We start from the raw sequence: 20587 nt of genomic DNA, 5'->3' as shown, positions 1-20587 counted from the left end.
ATTTGGAAAGCTAAAAGTAAGCAAAAGCGCAAAGGGATTTTATAAATTGACGCTTATTGTCAATAAATCTGTCAGAAAAATTTACAGAGTTAGAAGAAATTACCTCTATTTTAGACCAATGAGTTGGCAGCAATCGAATCATACTTTATCCAGAGTCCAGCTATTCGCTTTTACGGCTGGTTTACTTTTCCTTCTCGCCTACTGGCTTTTCGGGTTTGATGGGATTACGTTTAGCGATGATGTCTATTATCTACTGGCAGGGCAAAAATTCTGGGAAGGAACAATGCAAGTCAATGACTATCATTTTTCGAGTCGGTGGGGAGCTTATGTGCCTTCAGGCTTTATTGGGTATTTACTCGGCTTCGATGCGCATAAAATTTCACTAATTTCGCTCTTAAGCTATGGATTAACCCTTTTACTAATTCTAAAGATCCTTCCAAAAAAAGCCCCTTCTTGGGTGCTGGTTCTTTGGTTTTGCACACAAGTTTATTTCTTACATTTTCTGACCAAAGTGTATCCGGACAGCTCACTGGTCCTTTGGACATGCCTCGTTCCTATATCAGCTGTTTACCGCAAAAGCAATCCAGTAGTAGCAGGTTGTGTTCTTGTAGCAGCGCTTTTTTTGGGTTTCCTCACCAAGGAAACCATCGTTCTTTTAGGACCATTTCCTATCATTTTATTTTACTTAGATTGGAAAAAACAAAATTTGAATAAATCATTTTATGCAGCTATTCTAGCTACGGGAATTTTGCTTTCAGTCGCTTATCTAAGCTATTTTTGGATCAAATTTGGAGATCCACTTCACCGGGTTACTACCATCAATGCCGGGCATTACATCTCTGAATTCACCTATGCGGACAAAGGTTTTTGGTCGATTTTAAAAAGACTTACAATTCTTCCCATCATAACCTTTGTAGAGAGATCCTATTGGGCTTGGATGGTCTTTGCTATTCCGGGAATTGCTTTGGGTTTGAAGTCAAAGACAACTCCAACGTTTGAGTTTTCGCTGGCTTTGCTATGCTTGCTGATCGGGTTTTGGTTTATGACTTCCACCCTGGATTTTTACAATCCAATTTATCTGAATCCAAGACATCTTATTATCCTAGTCCCCATATTAAGTGTGCTGATAGCTTTGGGGTGGAATAAATGGAAATATAGTACCAAATGGAGATTTGGTATTATAGGACTTCTTGGTTTTGGAGTCGCAATTAGTCTGCTTCAGATGGATTGGAAAATGGCTGGATTTCAACTCGCTTTATTTGCAGCAGCGTATATGTATAATTACAAATTCCAGCATCTCCTTATCTCAGTTATCCTCCTTGCCCCAGCCATTATTGCCATTCCATATCAAAGAAAACTAAAGCAATATAACAATATGACTGAAACTTTAAGTAGCGAATTACAAATCACTACTAATCAAAGCTTTATTGTAACAAACAATTTCTTGGTATTCAGTGAAGAGGTCCTATTTCCAGGGGATAAAATCAATCAAAAAAAGCTCAATGGATTGGATAGTTTATTGACTTGGAGAAATGCTAAAACAGATACAGTTACGCTCCTACTTTACACCTACTATCACCATGCATATCCGCAGGAGCAGGAGGAAATAGATACAACAGAGCTTAAACTAAAATCCTTAGGTTATTTCCTTTATAAGGAGGAAAATGAAGGACTACTATGGAAAAGAGTGTATGTCGGAATGGAGAAATAATTTCCAATCTGAAATTAATTCCTAAAAATGCTTTCTATCCAAGATCTCTTTAAGCACCACTGCATCTCTGATGGATTGAGGATTTTTCAGCATACGCGCATACCTGCTTCTACTATTATAAGAAGATTCTTCAGCCGCTTCTTTTAGAGAAGGTATTTCTGGAATACCCTTAGAAGTTTTAGTTAAATCAGATTTAGCATCTTCAAATGCTCCCTTATAACGCTGAATTTCCTCATCGTCTTCCTCCAATTTTCTGGTTGGAAATCTCTTCACTGCCGGAGCAGGATCAGCTCTCCATTCTGGTCGTGTTGAGGTATCTCCTGCTCTCTCATAAACTACCTCTCTAGGCTGATTTACAGGTGCTGGCTGCATTTTAGGTTGTGCCGGTGCTATTGGTTTTGGCTTTTGGGCATCACGGATTTCCCGCATCAGATCTTCAAAAGAGACTGGTCTCTGTTCTGGAGCATCTGCCATTTCTCCAGGATCTTCACCCTGATTTTTCTTTTTGCCTTTAGTAGCCTGATATATAAAATAAGCCAGAACGGCGACGACATAAAGTATATTTCCTATTCCATCCACAGCCGTAAGTTAATCCATTTCATTAAGGAATGCATAATTTTTTAACCGCAGAGTTAGCGGAGGGTAACGCGGAGATCTCAAATGCTTGTTAGTTAACTTGCAAATTGAATTTGATCATTGATAATTTCTTGGAGTCTGATGAGCTTTTCCTATCGGGTGACACGAAGAGGCTAGGTATAGTTGGAATCAACACTGTCCCGTTAGGGACCAAACTATGGGTAGAATGGCTGAATTATTCAGAAATAGATGTGCCTTTAGGTACAGCCCTATTTTTTAGGTTTACCTTTAAGACTAAAGCGCATTGAAAATTGAACGTTGAGTTTGATCATTGAACATTTCTTAGCGTTTTATGAGCTTTTCCGTTCGTGTGACACGAACGGTGGCGAGGGATAGTTGCAACCAAAGCTGTCCCGTTAGGGACCAAACTATGGGTAGAATGGCTGAATTATTCAAAGATAGCTGTGCCTTTAGGTACAGCCCTTTTTTTTAGGTTTTGTTTTCACACAAGAGCACATTGAAAATTGAACATTGAGTTTGATCATTGACAATTTTCAATCTGATCACTGAGACTGAAAACTGAACACTGAAATCCTTGTACAATCTGGCAAATGATCTTATTTTGTTCTTTTAATTAAGACAAATTCAAACGAATGCTGCTCAGTAAGCTGGAGATCAAAGGGTTTAAAAGTTTTGGGGATAAAATGGTGATTAACTTCGACAAGGGAATCACTGGTGTGGTTGGGCCTAATGGCTGCGGCAAATCCAATGTAGTCGATGCAATCCGCTGGGTACTTGGCGAGCAAAAAACCCGTATGCTCCGCTCCGATAAGATGGAGAATGTGATTTTCAACGGAACCAAAAACCGTAAAGCCTCCAATCTCGCAGAAGTTTCCCTGACTTTTGAAAACACCAAAAACCTTCTTCCTACTGAATATACTTACGTCACGATTACACGACGCTATTATCGATCCGGTGATAGCGAGTATCAGATCAATGGAGTCACCTGCCGACTGAAGGACATCACCAATCTCTTTATGGACACAGGAATCAACTCGAATTCCTATGCCATCATCGAACTCAAAATGATCGATGAGCTCCTTAATGACAAGAATAACTCACGTAGGGATTTGTTTGAAGAAGCTGCGGGTATCTCCAAATTCAAAAATCGAAAGAAAGAAACGCTCCGAAAGCTTCAGGATACAGACGATGATTTGGACCGGGTAGAAGATGTGCTTTTTGAAATAGAAAAGAACCTGAAAAGTCTGGAAAAGCAGGCAAAGCAAGCTTCCAAATACTTTGAGATCAAAAAGGATTATAGGGTTGCTAGTATCAACCTAGCTAAAAAGAGCATAGAAAAATACAGCAAGTCTCTGATAGAATCAAGTCAAAGAATTCAGGAAGAAGGTGATAAAAAACTCCAGCTTCAAACGCAGGTTGCTGATCAGGAAGCACTTTTAAGTCAGTTAAAGTCCGAGTTAATCCTTAAAGAAAAACTACTTGGCAGTCGCCAAAAGGCTTTAAATGAACATGTAAATAAGATTCGATCTTTTGAATCAGAGAAAAAAATCAAGAATGAGCGCCTAAGGTTCTTGGAAGACCGCTCCCAAAAATTGCGCGAGCAGATTGACTCTGACCGCAAGTCAAATGACCGTGCAGGATTCAGTATTCGTTCCCTGCAGCAGGAAAAGGAATCTGCTGAGAAGATGCTTGCCGAAAAGGAAATGATCGTTTCCGAACTTCGGGAAGCCTACGAAAGTCAGAAGCTGATTCAAGCTGAAAAGCAGCAAGCACAGAAGACCATCAATCATAACTTTGAAACGCTCAAGGAAAAAGTCTATCAGCTCAGCAAAGACATTGAGATCAAGCAGATTCAACTTTCTACCCTGAAGCAGGAATTGGAGCGAACATCTTCAGATGACTCCTCTCAGGAGGCAAGTTTGGTGGATTTTGAAGAGAAAATAATTACCCTAAAAGCCGAGCTGGACGAGTCCACTAAGGGCTATGAAGAGCTAAAAGCTAAGCAGGAAGATCTGGACCAAAAGATCGAGGAAACCAATCGGGTGATTGAGATGATCCGCGAGGAACTCACTCAATCTTCCCGAAAGCTGGACTCAAAAACCAACGAGTATAACCTCACCAAATCTCTTGTCGAGAACTTGGAAGGTTTCCCCGAAGCCATCAAGTTCCTAAAGAAAAATCCAAGTTGGGGTAAGGATGTGCCACTCCTTTCCGATCTGCTTACCACTTCGGAGAAGTATAGGGTAACTATAGAAAATTACCTGGACAGCTACATGAACTATTATGTGGTGGACACCGAATCACAGGCAATATCTGCCATTCAACTACTTTCTGATTCCGCCAGAGGCAAAGCCAATTTCTTTGTTTTGGAGCATTTTGAGCGCTTTAAGCCTAGCCAAAACAAGCTTTTCGCAAATGCTATCGCAGCAACAGAAATTATAGAATTTGATGTAAAGTACTCCCGTCTGATCAACTTCATACTAGACAATGCCTATATAGTACAGGGTGAGCACCGGGATTTTCCGCAGGACACAGACGCTGTTTTCATCTCAGAAAATGGCAAATACACCAAGCGGAAATTCAGTATTTCAGGTGGATCTGTAGGGCTTTTCGAAGGAAAAAGAATCGGTAGAGCAAAGAACTTGGAGAAGCTGGACAAGGAAATCAAAGAACTGAATAAGAAAGTCAGCAGCACCAGAAATAACCTGGACAACAAGCTGTCTGAACTGATGAAGCTGAAAGAAATCAGCTATAAAAAGACGCTCGAAGAGTGGCAAAATAAGATCAATGCCATCAATCAGGATTTTGTGTCTGTACGCACCAAGAAGGAGCAATTGGCGGAATTACTCAGCTCCAATGCCAATAAGCGGGAGGATATTCTGGACAGAATAGCTTCCATAGAAGAGAGTTTGACTGAGATTCAGCCGCAGCTTTTTGATGAGCGTGCTGAGTTTGAAGCCATGCACGATGAGCTGGAGGAATTGAATGAAACCTATGAAAAGGAATCTGCACTTCTCTCCGAAAAATCTCAGGCTTTCAATGCGGAAAACATCCTTTATCACCAGCATCTGAACCGTGTCACGAGTTTGGATCAGGAAATAGAGTTCAAGCAGTCTGCATACGAGGGGTCGAAAGAACGAATTGGTAAGTCGCAAACCGAACTTTCCTCACTTGACACTGAAGTGAAATCTTTGCTGGACAATAATGAGGTCAAAGACGACGAACTGATCGAGTTGTATTCTGAAAAAGAAGGCATAGAAAAAGGAGTGCAGGAAGCTGAGAAGGATTATTATGCTTCCCGAGGGAATATAGACGAGACAGATCAAAAGATCCGGAGCATACAGAAATCCAAGGAAAGCTATGATCAGCTGATACATGAACTGGAAAATACAGTAAATGAAATCAAGCTGAAGATGGCTGGAATGAAAGAAAGACTCAGCGTAGAGTTTGAACTGGATTTGGACGAATTGATGGAGGAAAATCCTGATATAGATGAGGAATTCAGGGAATTTGCTGAGGAAAAGCTTCGTGAGCTAGTTAGCAGGCAAAAAGAAAAGCTGGAGAAAATTGGCCCTATCAATCCTATGGCCATGGAGGCTTACGATGAAATCAAGGTTCGCTACGATTTTATCACTGCCCAAAAAGAGGATTTGATCAAAGCCAAGCAATCCTTGCTTACTACCATTCAGGAAATTGATCAGGTAGCCAAGGAAACGTTCCTGGATGCATTTGCAAAAATCAAGGAAAACTTCGTCAAGGTATTCCGTTCCCTCTTTACCGAACAGGATGACTGTGACCTGACGTTGGTGGATCCTAGCAATCCACTGGAATCTGCGATAGAGATTTTGGCGAAGCCTAAAGGCAAACGTCCTCTGAGTATTAATCAACTTTCCGGAGGAGAGAAAACCCTAACAGCCACCTCCCTACTCTTTTCTATTTACCTCTTGAAGCCTGCTCCTTTCTGTATTTTTGATGAGGTAGATGCTCCGCTTGATGATGCGAATATTGACAAGTTCAATACCATCATCCAGAAATTCAGTGCCGAATCCCAGTTTATCATCGTGACGCATAATAAGCGCACCATGGCCAGCACGGATATTATCTATGGCATTACTATGATTGAGGCTGGAGTGAGTAGAGTTGTTCCTGTGGATTTAAGGGAACTTGTTTAATTTGAAATTAGGAATTTAAAATTTGAAATTTCCCGACATCCATTCTTAAGGTGGAATGCAATTAGGAGAATATTATCAAAGTAGATTTCCGAATTTAAACTTACTTTTTATGGCAAAAGGAAAAAAAATAATCGTACAAGGAACGGAGATTACAATTTTCAAAGGAAATGAAGAAGAATATATTTCCTTAACTGACATTGCTAGGTATAAAGATGGGTCGAATACTGATGATATTATTAAAAACTGGTTGCGAAATCGGAATACGATAGAATTACTAGGGTTTTGGGAACAAATGAATAATCCGAATTTTAAACCCGTCGAATTCGACGGGTTTAGAAAGCAAGCTGGACTGAATAGTTTTGTGCTTACCCCAAAAAAATGGATTGAATCTACCAACGCAGTAGGTATCATATCAAAATCTGGTAGATACGGGGGAACTTTCGCACATAAAGACATTGCATTCGAATTTGCTTCTTGGATATCCATTGAATTCAAACTCTACATCATAAAAGAATTCCAGCGCCTCAAAGAGGAGGAAAATAATCGTTTAAAACTCAATTGGGATTTTCAAAGAACCCTTTCCAAAGTCAATTACCATATCCATACTGATGCAATCAAGGAAAACCTAATTCCTGAAAAAGTAAGTATCAAACAAAGCTCAATAATCTATGCCAACGAAGCGGATGTACTAAACATGGCTCTTTTCGGAATGACTGCTAAACAATGGCGTGAGGCAAATCCCGAACTCAAAGGAAATATTAGAGACTATGCTACAATAGAGCAACTGGTCGTTTTGTCCAATATGGAAAGTACTAATGCTTTACTTATCCATCAAGAAATGACTCAATATGAGCGATTAATCCAACTTAACCAATTAGCGATAACTCAGATGAAATCACTGATAAACCACAGAAAAAGTGTAGATAAGCTGAGTAAGTAAGAAATTCTATACCGTTAAGTTGATCAACGATAACAAGCGTACCATGGCCATAACGGATATTATCTATGGCATTACCATGGTCGAAGCTGGAGTGAGTAGAGTTGTTCCTGTGGATTTAAGGGAACTTGACTGATGAGTTTTTATTTGGACTTTTTTGAATAATAAATATATAAATTCCCGTTTGTGCCACTCCCCCTTCTACCAAACATCTTTTTCTGGAAAATGGCTTCATCAAAGGGGGCTAGAGGGATTTGAGTTGCAAACTTTTTCATTCTGATCTTTGCATACTAATCAACTTCATAATCTCCTAGTTTAGGGTAGTCTGAAGACTGCAATATTTCAAGCACAAGTCATGAGACCTTGCGCTAGGACTCGCGTAATAGTGTTCCAAGCTTATGAATTATTCGTATTTTAGGAACCACACTCAATTAACTTTTCCCAAAAAACCTCCTAACCTATCTATGAAATCAGTGCATAGAATCTCATTCCAAAAACTCACTTTAGCACCGCTATTCCTTCTTTTTGCCATCGTTAGTCATGCACAGCAAGGCCCAACCGTCCGGAAAGACGTTCCTTTAGATTCTATCCGCCTGAGTGATCCATTTATTCTGGCAGATCAGGAAACCCAACAATACTACATGACAGGAACAGGTGGCATGCTTTGGAAAAGCAAAGACCTGAAAAGCTGGGAAGGGCCATATCGGGTGACCGAAACTGATCCTGACTCCTGGATGGGACCCAGACCTATGATCTGGGCAGCCGAGCTTTTTAATTATCAGGACAAGTACTACTACTTTGCCACCTTCACCAATAGGGATGTGAAAATTGATACGGTAGCTGGGAATGTCATTGAACGGCGGGCAAGTCATGTATTGGTAAGCGATGAACCGGCTGGACCTTACATTCCTATGGAGGATCCTACCTATCTGCCAGCTGACAAACCTACACTTGATGGGACGTTTTGGATAGATACTGATGGAAAGCCATACATGGTTTATTGCTACGAATGGTTGCAAAACCTCAATGGAACGATGGAAAAAATTGAGTTGAAACCTGATTTAAGCGGATCTGTGGGCGTAGGGAAATTACTTTTCAAAGCCAGCGATTCTCCTTGGAGTAGGGAAAAAGATGCAAATGGCAATGACGTTCCTAATAAAGTAACGGATGGACCTTTTCTATTTGAAACAGGAAGTGGCAGACTTGGAATGATCTGGACAAGCTGGATTTATGATACCTACGTGCAAGGAGTAGTCTATTCTGAAAGTGGTACTTTGGACGGTCCTTGGATCCACGAAGAAGAGCCAATAACCCCTCCTAATTTTGGACATGGGATGCTTTTCACGTCTTTTGACAACAAAACCCTGATGAGCGTACATAGCCATAAATCCGTGAATGGGCGGACCATCAGAATCCCACATTTGTTTGAAGTGGATTTGACGGGGGATAAGTTGGTAGTTGTGGGGCCTTATGTGCCATAGATCGATGTCGGATTTCTGATTTCGGGTTGCGGTGTCGTGTAATCGAAATCCGAAATCCCCATTCCGAAATAACACCATAAATTATTTTGGAAACTTACGTTCAATTTATTCCAAAAAGTCGTTTTAATAAAAGACAATTAATCCATGCTCGATATAGTAATTGATACCCGCCAAGCAGTCATCACTCCTGGATTTTCGGTAAAGCGTATTCTTCCTTTTCAGCTAAGAAGAATGGTAGGTCCCTTTATTTTTATGGATCATGCAGGTCCGGTAAGTGTTCCGGCCACTACCAATCTGGATGTAATGCCTCACCCGCATATAGGACTTTCTACGGTGAGTTACCTCTTAGATGGGAATGTGACGCATAGAGATAGTCTGGGTGTGGAGCAACTGATCAAACCCGGGGAAGTAAATTGGATGACTGCTGGAAAAGGAATCTCCCATAGTGAGCGCTTTGAAGACCCCAATATCCTGTCCGCCGGAGGTTTGGAAATGATACAAACCTGGGTGGCACTGCCTGAAAAAGACGAGGAATCAGATCCTGACTTTAAAAATTATGCAGCAGATGAATTGCCGATTTTCACGGACAAAGGCGTTTGGATGCGACTGATAGCAGGTGACGCTTACGGCTTGAAATCCGAGGTAAAGACCAGCTCTCCCCTCTTCTATTTACATGTGGAACTGGAGACGGAAGCCAGATTTGGTATTCCAACGGGACATAGTGAAAGAGGAGTCTATATCGTAAAAGGAAGTTTGGAAGTGAATGGTGTGAGCTATCCTGCCGGGAAACTACTCGTATTTTCCAAAGGTGTGGATCCTCTGATCATCGCAAAGGAAAAAACAACCCTTATGATGCTGGGTGGTGAGCATCTTGGAGACCGATACATCTGGTGGAACTTCGTTTCGAGCCGCAAGGAACGCATCGAACAGGCCAAGGAAGACTGGAAGCAAGGCCGAATTCTTTTACCTCCTTCGGATAATCAGGAATTTGTTCCCCTACCTGAAGATAAATCAAAGCCGGCTGGCGGACCTGAGCCGGGGGCGCTTTCATGATGCAATATCCTTTCAAATTGACTTTTGACCGAAATCGTCACAAAACTGAAATATGTGTAGTTTAAAATTTATAAGCTCAGACAGAGACAGATACTTGGGTTAGAATTAACTTCCTTATTTATGTGATAAAACATAAGGATTACTTCACTTTCAATTAACCTCCTTCTGCTTCCAAGAAGGTAATTTTAAGACAGAAATTCTTCAGAAAAATGTCCATCCCAGTTCGCCCTATTAATGAGTCTTATTTAGACTTTGACTTTTTTCAGTTTATTTCCACTTCTCAGGCCTCAAAGTCATTAGGCATGATGCGGGAAATCACTGTAAAAAAGAACGATTACCTCTACAACCCATCTACGGAGCATTTATACATGTATGAAATTCTGGAAGGTGCAGTCAAGCTGGGGAGTTATACAGAGGATGGGGAAGAATTCACTTTTGATGTGCTCTTTAAAAAAGACTTTTTCGGGGATTTGAAGTATTTGAACAACCAATTTTTCGAATTCTCCAAAGCCCTAATAGACACCCAGGTACGGATTTATAACCGGGATTTTTTCAAGAAAATGGTAGTTCAGACACCGGAAGTATCCGAATGGTTTATTTCCTATTTGGTCAAACGCTGGTGTAGCACTGAGAAAAAACTAAAGAAACTCCACGAGAAAAAAGCCAAAGAAAAACTCATTTTTTTGAGTACATACTTCGATTTGACAATCCAAGATGCCTATGGAAAGTCATTTGTTTTAAATGACTTATTGACCCAAAAAGATATAGGCGATTTAATAGGCGTGACCAGACAGACAGTCGCAAATTCCTCCAAAGTAAAGGTTAAATAATACTTTCTGAAGTTAGATCGGGCGAATTGCCACCATACTTTTAGAAACTAACCTCAATTAGCAAATGAAGTTTTTATTAGAATTTACCCCCCATCTGTTAACATTCTGTTACCTCTCTATCGCATGTTAATTTTTAACATTTAAGCCTAAAGCTGAAATCTAGTTTTGGATAAAATTAAACCATTATCCATTGACTATGAGATCAAAAAATTCTACCCACTTAATTCCAGGAATAGTACTGCTGCTATTCCTATTCCTTGGAATAAGCACTCAGACCTATTCCCAGGCTACCAACGCTTCCATTTCAGGAACTGTTACTGACTCATCCGGAGAGCCGCTTATCGGCGCAGCCCTGATGATCAAAAATGAGATGACCGGATTCACCGCATCTGCCATCACCAATCTCACAGGATCCTACACCGTCAATCAGCTTCCGCTGGGAACTGATTATTCTGTTACCTGCACTTACCTTGGCTATGGCACAAAGGTGTTTACAGGGTATTCTTTCAATCAGGGCGAACGTATCAAATTGGATATTACTTTGAGTGAGGAAACCCAAAACCTAAGCGAAGTCAGCGTGACTGCCAACTCCCTGAGCAATAGCATAGACAGATTCGGGAGTTCCACCGCCGTGACTGCCAGAGATATGTCCACACTTCCTGTAAACGGGAGAAACTTCAATTCCCTGGTGGACTTATCCCCAGTTTCCAACGGCAGTAATTTGCTTGGTCAATTGTATTCCTCCACGAACTACACCATTGACGGAATGACCAATAGAAGTCCACTATCCAGTGGTTCTACCAACAGAGGTCCTTTCTCTATATCCATGGAAGCTATCCGGGAGTTTGAGGTGGTGACCAATGACTATGATGTGACCAATGGTCGAAGTGGTGGCGGAATCATCAGCGCCGTGACCAAAACAGGTACAAATGAGCTACACGGTTCAGCATTTTTATTCAACAGAGCAGACTGGCTGGCTAGTAAATACGATACTAGAGGAAATGAAAGAGAAGATGAATTCTCCATCCAACAATATGGGATGACACTTGGAGGTGCTATTATCAAAGATAAACTCCATTATTTCATTGCTTATGATGGACAACGAGATGCACGACCGCTATACATCGCTGACATCAGAACCCCAGAAGACGAAAACCGATACAATCTTTCACAAGAATCTTTGGATAGATACCTTCAAATAGGAAGAAGCAAATACGGTCTCTCAGACTCGCCCCAGACAGGAAGCTTTGGTAAAAAAAGGTATTCCCACACTGCATTTGCCCGGATAGATTATCAGATCAATAAATCCAATCTATTGACGATCAGAAACAATTTTTCCCGTGACTTAAACAGTCAGGGTGTTTCGGACAACAGCTCCATCAACCTTTACGAAGTATATGGAGATCACCTGTCCACAGCTAATAGCTTAATGGCTTCCCTACGGACAGAAATCAACAATAAGTTGACCAATGAATTAAAACTTCAGTACTTATACACCCTTGACGATGGCAGGCCAAATGCCCAATTGCCAAGTTCCAACATCCCTAGAGCTATCGTTCAGCGTGTGGAATCTGTGGTCGATGGCGATGATGTAAATACAACGATCCAGCTGGGTGGTCAGCGCTACCTTCCAGAAAGGTTTGAGTCAAATGTTTATCAGATGGTGAACAACCTTTATTATAACAAAGGAAAAACCAATTACACCTTTGGTATGGACTTACTTCTAAATGACCTTACTTCACTTGCCACTAGTGAGTTTAACGGCAGGTTCTATTTCACCGGACTTGATAATTTTGACAACCTGAAGCCTTATAGATACGCCAGAGAAGTGGCTACAGAGGACCCTACAGTAGAGCAAAGTATTTTTGGTGGTGGGATTTATGCACAGGCAGACACTGATCTGGGAAGAGGAATAAACTTGATCGTAGGTCTGCGTGGAGACTATACCACTTACAAAAACAGCCCTACATTCAATCAGACTGTCTTTGATGAGCTAGGCTTGAGAACAGATGTGAAAACGGGTGGGTTTCAGATCCAGCCAAGATTCCAGTTCACCTGGGACATCAACGAAAAACAGCAGGATATCCTGAGGATTGGCGCTGGTATTTTCGGTTCTGCGCTGAACAACTACTCGGATGTCAACAACCTGCAGTTTGACGGAACAAAGATTTTCGCAGTAGATATCACGGGAGAAAACGTGCCTATCCCGAATTTTGAATCCTACAGAAACGATCCGAACACTGCACCAGGCGTGGACTTACTGAATCAACCGGGCATCACTCCTGTGACTACCATCAATATGAACAGTGAGGATCTGAAAGTACCGACGGTATATAAAGGCAACGTGATGTACAACAGGGTTATTAATAACAGATTAAGGCTGGGCGTGAACTTTATCGCATCCATCGCCAGAAACAACTACATGTATGTGGATAGAAATATGGTGGATCAACCTTATTTCAGACTTTCGGAAGAGGATAACAGAGGTGTATATGTGCCAGCAGAAACTATTAGTACTTCCAATGGAAATGCAGATTGGACTCAGGGTAGAAAAACCGATCAAATCGGTAGAGTACTGGAACTGAACAGTGAGGGAAGAAATAATACCTATACCCTGGTCATCGATGGAACCTACCGCTATTTCAGAGATGGACAGATCACCGCTAGCTATACCTGGAATGACAGTAAGGACAACACTTCTTACAACGGTAACGTGGCCAACAGTGCAACCTTGAGCCAGATGGTAGTGGATGATCCTAGAGACCTTTCCATGATGAATTATTCCAACGGACAATACAGAACCAAAGTGGTCATCTATGGTACCCTGCCTACTTTCAAAGGATTTACCGTTGGGGTTCGATATTCAGGAATCGGTGGAACACGCTATTCCCTACGGGTGAACGGGAACGTAAATGGTGACTTTGTTAACTCAAACGATCTGGCATTTGTATTCGATCCGTCTGCCCCAGGGACTTCGGAGACAATGGCTGAAGCCATGAATAATGTCTTGGCAAACCCGGATAACCTTGCAAAAGACTATATCCAAGAAAGCCTTGGAAATGTAGCAGTTAGAAACGGTGGGGTAAATGGATACTTCGGAAACTGGGATCTGAGAGCAACCAAGAAAATATTCTTTTCAGCAGAGAAGAAATCAGGTTTCGAACTTGGCCTTGACATCTTCAACGTAGCCAACCTGCTAAACAAAGAATGGGGAACGTCAAAAACTCTAGGCAATCAAAACTTATTGACCATCAGAAATTTTGACCCTGAAAAGCAAGCTTACGAATACCAGGTTAATTCAAATGTAGGTGTAACCACTCCAGGCGGCACACCTTACCAAATGCAACTCTCAGGAAGAATATTCTTCTAAAAATTATCAGCAGTCCATGGTACAAAATCGAAACCGTGGACTGCTAAACCCTTTAATTAACATTATGCAATCTTATCTTATCAAGTCCATAAAGTCCAGCATTTTCTTCCTGGCATTTTTGGCTAGCTTTTCTTTGGCAAAAGCACAGAGCAAACCTTCAGACCATGTAATTCTTATTTCCATAGATGGCTTCCGCCCTGACTTTTACTTGGAAGAAAAATGGCCTGCGCCAAACCTGCAGACCATGGCCAGAGAAGGTGCAAGATCATTGGGAGTTACAGGGGTGTTTCCCTCTGTGACCTACCCTTCCCATACCACAGTAATTACCGGTTTTCCCCCTGCCAAGCATGGGATTTATTACAATGCGCCTTTCGAGCCAGAAGGACAAACCGGTAAATGGTATTGGGAAACCGAACTGATCCAGGTTCCTACCCTTTGGCATGCCGTAAGAGAAGCCGGGATGACCAGTGCCAGCTTCCTTTGGCCTGTTTCTGTCAATGCACCTATTGATTACAATATTCCGGAATACTGGAGCTTGGGAAATGGAGGACGAATAGAGCCTATGCGGGACATGGAAACTCCAAAGGGCCTATTGGCAGAGATGGAGCTTCAGGTTTTGGGGAAAATGAATGAAAAAACCTTCAATGGAGATTATCTAAACAGAGAGGACAGAACAGGCGAAATGGCAGGTTATGTATTGGAAACCTACAAACCGAATTTGACTACCATTCACCTCATTGCTGCGGATCACTTTCAGCATAGCGAAGGAAGAGAAGGTCCAATGGTGTACAAATCCATCGCTGCCATAGACCGTGCGATTGGAAAAATCATGGAAGCGGCAGAACGTGCCGGAATCGCAGACAAGACCACCTTTATCATCACCGGTGATCATGGGTTTGTCAATACGCACACCTCCATCTCCCCAAATATCTGGCTAGTGGAAGCTGGACTAATGGAGGATGCAAAAGACAGAGGAGACTGGAAAGCTGCCTTTCATACCAGTGGGGCTTCGGCTTTCTTACACCTCAAGGATAAAAACGATCAGGAATCTGCCAAGCAGGTAGAGCAAATCCTAGCTGAATTACCCGCTAGCATCAAGAAGTTGTTCCGGGTAGTTGATCGGGAGGAACTTGACCGTATTGGAGCCGATCCCAATGCAGTTTTAGCCTTGGCACCGATCCAGGGGATTTCCTTTTCGAGTTCTACTAGCGGAACTATTTTAAAGCCAGCTAAAGGTGGTACACATGGATACTTCCCGGATTTTGATGAGATTGAAACTGGCTTTATTGCCTGGGGAGCAGGCATCAGAGAAAATGTAGAGATTCAGGAAATGGGGCTTGTAGATGTTGCACCTGTGGTGAAGTATTTGTTGAATTTATCCATTGACCTCCCTGAGAGCAATCTGTATCCAGGGATTAAGAAATAGCATAGCAATAGAACAATGCATAGGGAGAAGTGGGGAAACCTGCTTCTCTTTTTTTGTTAGGGAATGGCAAATTTTAGAAGCACTAAATCTACCCGAGTAATCTTCTCCTTTCTTGGAGTTAGCTTACTCACAATTTTATTTACAAAATCTTTATATCTGAATAAGTATCTTTAAATCAAAAATTTTTGGACTTACTCAGAACAAGAAAATACAGCAAGAAAAGCCAATACCTAATAAGCTTACTTCTGATAGTTTGCACTGCCGCACTATGCTTTTTTACAGTGGGATATATTGGATACAGAGCCGTAGCCCTTATCCTACTGGTTCTGGTTTCTATCAATGCAATCCTTTTTGATATCCTACCTGTATTGCTGTCTGCCTTACTAAGTGCGCTGCTATGGAACTTCTTCTTCATTCCGCCTACTTTGACTTTACATATAGGCACTCCCGAGGATGGGCTCATGTTTCTGATGTATTTTGTAATCGCTTCCATCAATGCCGTGCTGACCTTTAAAATCCGTGAAGTGGAGCGAAAGGAAAGAGAGGAGGAAGAAAAAGCAAAATCAATACAACTTTACAATACCTTACTCAATTCCCTTTCCCATGAATTGAGAACGCCCATCTCCACCATAATCGGAGCAATTGACACTATTAAAGACAACCCAAGCAAGCTCTCCGAAGAGAACAAAATTGAACTGTATTCAGAAATTGAAATTGCCGGGAATAGGCTGAACCGTCAAGTTGAAAATCTCCTGAGCATGAGCAGATTGGAAGCAGGTTTCATTCAGGCCAAAAAAGATTGGTGCGATCTAAATGAGTTGGTATTTACAGCAATCCAGGAAAATGAGCCTGGAGTGGGCCTACATTTCATAGAATTTTCTCCGAATGAAGAGCTGCCTTTGGTAAAACTGGATCCAGGCCTGATGGAACATATTCTTCATAATTTGATCCACAATGCCATACAGCATACACCTGTAGATTCGACTATAAAAATTGAAGTCAGCCATAATGAAACGAATTGCTTCATACAGATCTCTGATAACGGAAAAGGATTTCCCGAACTGGAAATTGATTTGGTGTTCGACAAATTTTATCGCTTAAATAATTCCGCCACTGGGGGAACAGGTTTAGGGCTATCTATTGTAAAAGGTTTTGCAGAAGCAATGGGAGGAAGAGTTTTCCTGGAAAATCTAGCCCATGGCGGAGCAAAATTCACCCTAGAAATTCCCTGTGAATATTCAATTAAAGCGATGATGGAAAATGAATAAAGCTGAGATACTCATCATAGATGATGAACCCCAGATAAGAAAATTGCTACAGATCAACCTGGAGAGCAACGACTATAAGGTGATTCAGGCCAGCAAGGGAAAAGAAGGGTTGATTCTGGCAGCGAACCATCCACCTGATTTGATTTTACTCGACATTGGCTTACCTGATCAAAGCGGACACGAGCTCTTGAAAGAGTTAAGAGAATGGTACAATAACCCCATCATTATCCTCTCGGTACAAGATAATGAAACAGACATCGTATCTGCTCTGGACAACGGTGCAACCGACTACCTGACCAAACCCTTCCGTACTGGCGAGCTTTTGGCACGAATCCGATCGGCAATCCGTAGAAGCCAAAACACAGAAAACAATTCCAAGCTGATTTCCGGGGAAATTGAAATTGATTTCGTCGCACGTACGGTAAAAAGAAATGGGGAAACCGTAAAACTGACTTCCACAGAGTATAATTTACTGGCCTTGTTTGCCAAAAACGAGGGAAAAGTTTTGACACATCAATTTTTGCTGAAAGAGGTTTGGGGATATAGTTACCAAAGCGAAACCCAATACTTACGGGTATTTGTAGGCACGCTTCGCAAGAAACTGGAAAACAATCCAAACAATCCCAAGCACATTCTTACAGAAAGTGGCGTTGGCTACCGCTTCGAATAGTCTTTACAAAATCTTTATACAAGGCCAATAAACCTTGATTTTTTACATATCCCTTTTCACTGACCTTTGACCCATCAAAATGTCACATAAAAGAGTGCCCGTCTAATGGCCTCTCTGGCATTTAGTATCCAACATTTTCAGTGGAATAGGGACTTTCTAAGCTCTATTTCTAGATCTACAAATCACTCAGAAAAATGGAGTTAGAATTAGATTTGCCAACAGGCGAACGTAAAAAAACAAAACCAAGTAAATGGTATCAGCTAAGAAAATGGTACCGTAAATTCCAACTGTCACTATCAGCCCAACAGAACTTGCTATATGGTTTTCTGACTTATACCGTCATCGGTTGGCTTTTACTCTGCCTACCCTATTTTCATAAGCAGGCAGTTTCCGGATTGGACAGTTTGTTTATTGCTACTTCTGCTATATCCACCACAGGATTGGTCACAGTCAGCGTATTTGACAGCTACAACTGGTTTGGTCAGTTTGTGGTCATGTTACTTTTTCAGATTGGAGGCATTGGCTATATGACTTTCACCTCTTTTGTGCTGCTCTCCAGAAAAAGTCCCTTAACACATTGGCATCAGCGGGTTCTGAATGCAGAATTTTCCATGCCTAAAGGATTCGAAATCAAAGATTTTCTAAAGTCCGTCATCATTTTCACCGTCATCATAGAGACACTTGGTGCCCTTTGCTTTTACATAGCCTTTACCCAAGCAGGAGTTGAGCATAATTTTGCGATCTGGAGCAGTATTTTCCATAGTGTTTCTGCATTTTGTACCGCTGGATTTGGGCTATACAATGATAGTTTTGAGCAGTTTGTGGACAATACCTTCATTAATACCATTATTTCAGTATTGGCCATTTGTGGTTCCTTGGGCTTTATAGTGGTGACAGACTTTTGGAACAGGTTCACCGGAAAAACAAAAGCAATCACCTTTACCACAAAGACTATTTTCGGAGTAATTATCCTACTGCTATCCCTAGGCACGGGTATGATTTACTTTTTTGAGCCGTCTGTAAGCAGTCTGGGTGATAGCAGACTGATGGCTTCATTCTTTCAATCCATGACAGCACTTACCACTGTTGGCTTCAACACGGTTCCTCTGGGCAGTTTTTCCCTAGGAGTCATGCTAATTGTGATATTTCTGATGTATGTGGGTGCCTCTCCCTCGGGCACAGGAGGAGGAATGAAATCCACTACCTTGACAGCCCTGCTGGCCATCATGTGGAACAGGATTAGAAACAATAAACAAATCACTTTCTTTGGCAAAACCATTCCGTTGGAAAGACTCTATGTAGCCACTTCTGTCTTTATGCTTTATGCAGCTGTATTATTCCTATCCACATTTCTGCTGGCAATGACAGAAGATTTCCCATTGGATCAAATCCTTTTTGAGACAACTTCTGCCATAGGGACAGTGGGGCTAAGCGCCGGAATCACTGGCAGTTTGACAGCCTGGGGAAAGGTAAACCTTATCTTTGTCATGTTTGTGGGCAGATTGGGCGTACTTACTTTTGGTCTGGCAATCCTAGCAAGAAGAAAGGAAATTACCACAAGTTGTGATGAAGCAGATTTGGCAGTTTAGTACCGTCTTCCTCTTTAGCCTATTGAGTTTCAGAGTTACTGCCCAGCAGGACAGCCTCTGGCATGAGGAACCGGAAATTATGCTCTCTGGCTTTGTAGATGTATTCTACGTATATGATTTCAATCAGCCCCAAGGTCAAAAAAGGCAGGAGTTTTTATATAACCACAATAGGCATAATGAGTTTAACCTGAATTTAGGTTTGGTGAAATTAGAAATGCAGCATCCAAAATACAGGGGGAATCTGGCTATGCAAGTCGGTACTTATGCCAATGATAACTATGCCTCGGAACCTGGTCTTTTAAAAAATATCAATGAGGCCACTGCTGGAGTTTCTCTTACTAAGAAAAAAACCTTTGGATCGATGTAGGGATAGTGCCGTCCCATATAGGATTTGAAAGTGCACTATCGAACTATAATCCCACACTCACAAGATCCCTCCTAGCCGAAAACTCACCCTATTTTCTGACTGGAGCAAAAATGACCTATAGCCCATCCGGGAAATGGGAACTGGCAGGATTGGTAGTAAATGGCTGGCAGCGCATACAGCGTCTGGAAGGAAATTCACTTCTATCTTTGGGGACTCAACTTATTTTCAGGCCAAAAGAAAGTATCCTGTTGAATTGGAGCACATTTATAGGCACCGACGATCCTGATATCAGCCGGAGAATGCGGTATTTCAATAATTTCTATGGGCAATTTCAAGTGACAGAAAAGTTTGCTTTTACCACAGGTTTTGACATCGGCGTACAGCAAAGAACAAAAAACAGTTCGGTTTACGACTTTTGGCTAAGTCCAGTGTACATTGGTCAATACATGATCGATAAACGTTGGAAGACAGCAATCAGGGCTGAGTATTACCAGGATGAAACCGGGATTATCATTCCTACGAGCACAACCCATGGATTCAGAACCATTGGAATTTCCCTCAACCTTGACTATGCTCCTGCAAGGAATATCGTTTGCAGGCTGGAGGGTCGCTGGCTGAAAAGTAAAGACAAAATCTTTGAAACCAGAACCAGCACCACAGACAGGAATTTCATTATAGGAAGTTCTATTGCTATTCGGTTTTCTGAGATGTTGTAGGATTTTGGAAGTTTGAAAGCGGAGAAATTAAAAAATGCACAAAGACCGTAGTACTTGCATTAATTTTACTTTTTAATTGAGACGCGCTTCTGTTTGATTGACACTCAGAGAAACTTTAGTAATTGGTTTAAAAGTAGAAACTTAAAAGCAAGCAGAGCAAATATTTGTATGCCTATACAACCTATGGATAAAAAACCCGAACAGAATTTCTGTCCGGGTTTTGAATTATATACCCCAGAAGAAATCGGACGGACGTATTATCGAATCGTGGTAGAAGGCACTCCCACTCCTTTTCCAGAAGTACCGAACTCTATGGGCATTGGTAAAAATATGGTGGGATTGTCTAATCCTATTTATTTCAATTTTGATCCAGAATTTTGATTCTATAGTTTTTGGCTAC

13 protein-coding genes and 1 pseudogene are annotated in these 20587 nt (G+C 41.5%); 13 read left to right on the top strand and 1 reads right to left on the bottom strand.

The window, feature by feature from the left end; all coding sequences use genetic code 11:
• The first annotated feature begins 118 nt into the window (after positions 1-118).
• Positions 119-1711, top strand: coding sequence for a hypothetical protein (locus tag BM386_RS02930; protein WP_091691549.1), 1593 nt, complete (start codon positions 119-121; stop codon positions 1709-1711).
• Between the two features lie 21 nt (positions 1712-1732).
• On the opposite strand, the gene BM386_RS02925 is transcribed toward BM386_RS02930, so the two are convergent.
• A complete protein-coding gene (locus BM386_RS02925) occupies positions 1733-2290 on the bottom strand; it encodes a hypothetical protein (RefSeq protein WP_091691548.1) in 558 nt (185 codons plus the stop codon).
• Positions 2291-2940: 650 nt separating this feature from the next.
• On the opposite strand from BM386_RS02925, the gene smc reads away from it, so the two are divergent.
• The 12 genes and pseudogenes from smc to BM386_RS02865 all read left to right on the top strand — a co-directional run bounded on the left by smc (position 2941) and on the right by BM386_RS02865 (position 20568).
• Positions 2941-6480: a chromosome segregation protein SMC gene (gene smc, locus BM386_RS02920; protein WP_091691547.1), complete on the top strand. Its 3540-nt coding sequence runs from the start codon at positions 2941-2943 to the stop codon at positions 6478-6480.
• A gap of 109 nt (positions 6481-6589) precedes the next feature.
• Positions 6590-7420, top strand: coding sequence for a KilA-N domain-containing protein (locus BM386_RS02915; RefSeq protein ID WP_091691938.1), 831 nt, complete (start codon positions 6590-6592; stop codon positions 7418-7420).
• A 461-nt stretch (positions 7421-7881) separates the two neighbouring features.
• Positions 7882-8898 carry a glycoside hydrolase family 43 protein gene (locus BM386_RS02910; protein ID WP_091691546.1) on the top strand — a complete coding sequence of 339 codons (1017 nt, stop codon included), beginning with the start codon at positions 7882-7884 and terminating at the stop codon, positions 8896-8898.
• 144 nt (positions 8899-9042) lie between these two features.
• Entirely contained in the window at positions 9043-9951 is a 909-nt protein-coding gene (locus BM386_RS02905) for a pirin family protein (protein WP_091691545.1), read from the top strand.
• 209 nt (positions 9952-10160) lie between these two features.
• On the top strand, positions 10161-10781 hold the full coding sequence (locus tag BM386_RS02900; RefSeq protein ID WP_091691544.1) for a Crp/Fnr family transcriptional regulator: 621 nt from the start codon (positions 10161-10163) through the stop codon (positions 10779-10781).
• Between the two features lie 196 nt (positions 10782-10977).
• A complete protein-coding gene (locus tag BM386_RS02895; RefSeq protein ID WP_091691543.1) occupies positions 10978-14151 on the top strand; it encodes a TonB-dependent receptor in 3174 nt (1057 codons plus the stop codon).
• 64 nt (positions 14152-14215) lie between these two features.
• Positions 14216-15577: an alkaline phosphatase family protein gene (locus BM386_RS02890; protein ID WP_091691542.1), complete on the top strand. Its 1362-nt coding sequence runs from the start codon at positions 14216-14218 to the stop codon at positions 15575-15577.
• 185 nt (positions 15578-15762) lie between these two features.
• Positions 15763-16845, top strand: a complete 1083-nt coding sequence (locus BM386_RS02885; RefSeq protein ID WP_244545441.1) for a sensor histidine kinase — start codon at positions 15763-15765, stop codon at positions 16843-16845.
• A complete protein-coding gene (locus tag BM386_RS02880) occupies positions 16838-17515 on the top strand; it encodes a response regulator (protein WP_091691541.1) in 678 nt (225 codons plus the stop codon). Before BM386_RS02885 ends, BM386_RS02880 begins: the two co-directional genes overlap by 8 nt.
• Before the next feature lie 194 nt (positions 17516-17709).
• Positions 17710-19104, top strand: a complete 1395-nt coding sequence (locus tag BM386_RS02875) for a TrkH family potassium uptake protein (protein ID WP_091691540.1) — start codon at positions 17710-17712, stop codon at positions 19102-19104.
• A pseudogene (locus BM386_RS24085) lies at positions 19082-20187 on the top strand (porin). Before BM386_RS02875 ends, BM386_RS24085 begins: the two are co-directional and overlap by 23 nt.
• Positions 20188-20370: 183 nt before the next feature.
• Positions 20371-20568: a hypothetical protein gene (locus tag BM386_RS02865; RefSeq protein ID WP_091691539.1), complete on the top strand. Its 198-nt coding sequence runs from the start codon at positions 20371-20373 to the stop codon at positions 20566-20568.
• The last annotated feature ends 19 nt before the right edge of the window (positions 20569-20587 follow it).

Source organism: Algoriphagus locisalis (assembly GCF_900116615.1).
Classification (GTDB): domain Bacteria; phylum Bacteroidota; class Bacteroidia; order Cytophagales; family Cyclobacteriaceae; genus Algoriphagus; species Algoriphagus locisalis.
This window is presented reverse-complemented; position numbering and strand designations above follow the sequence as displayed.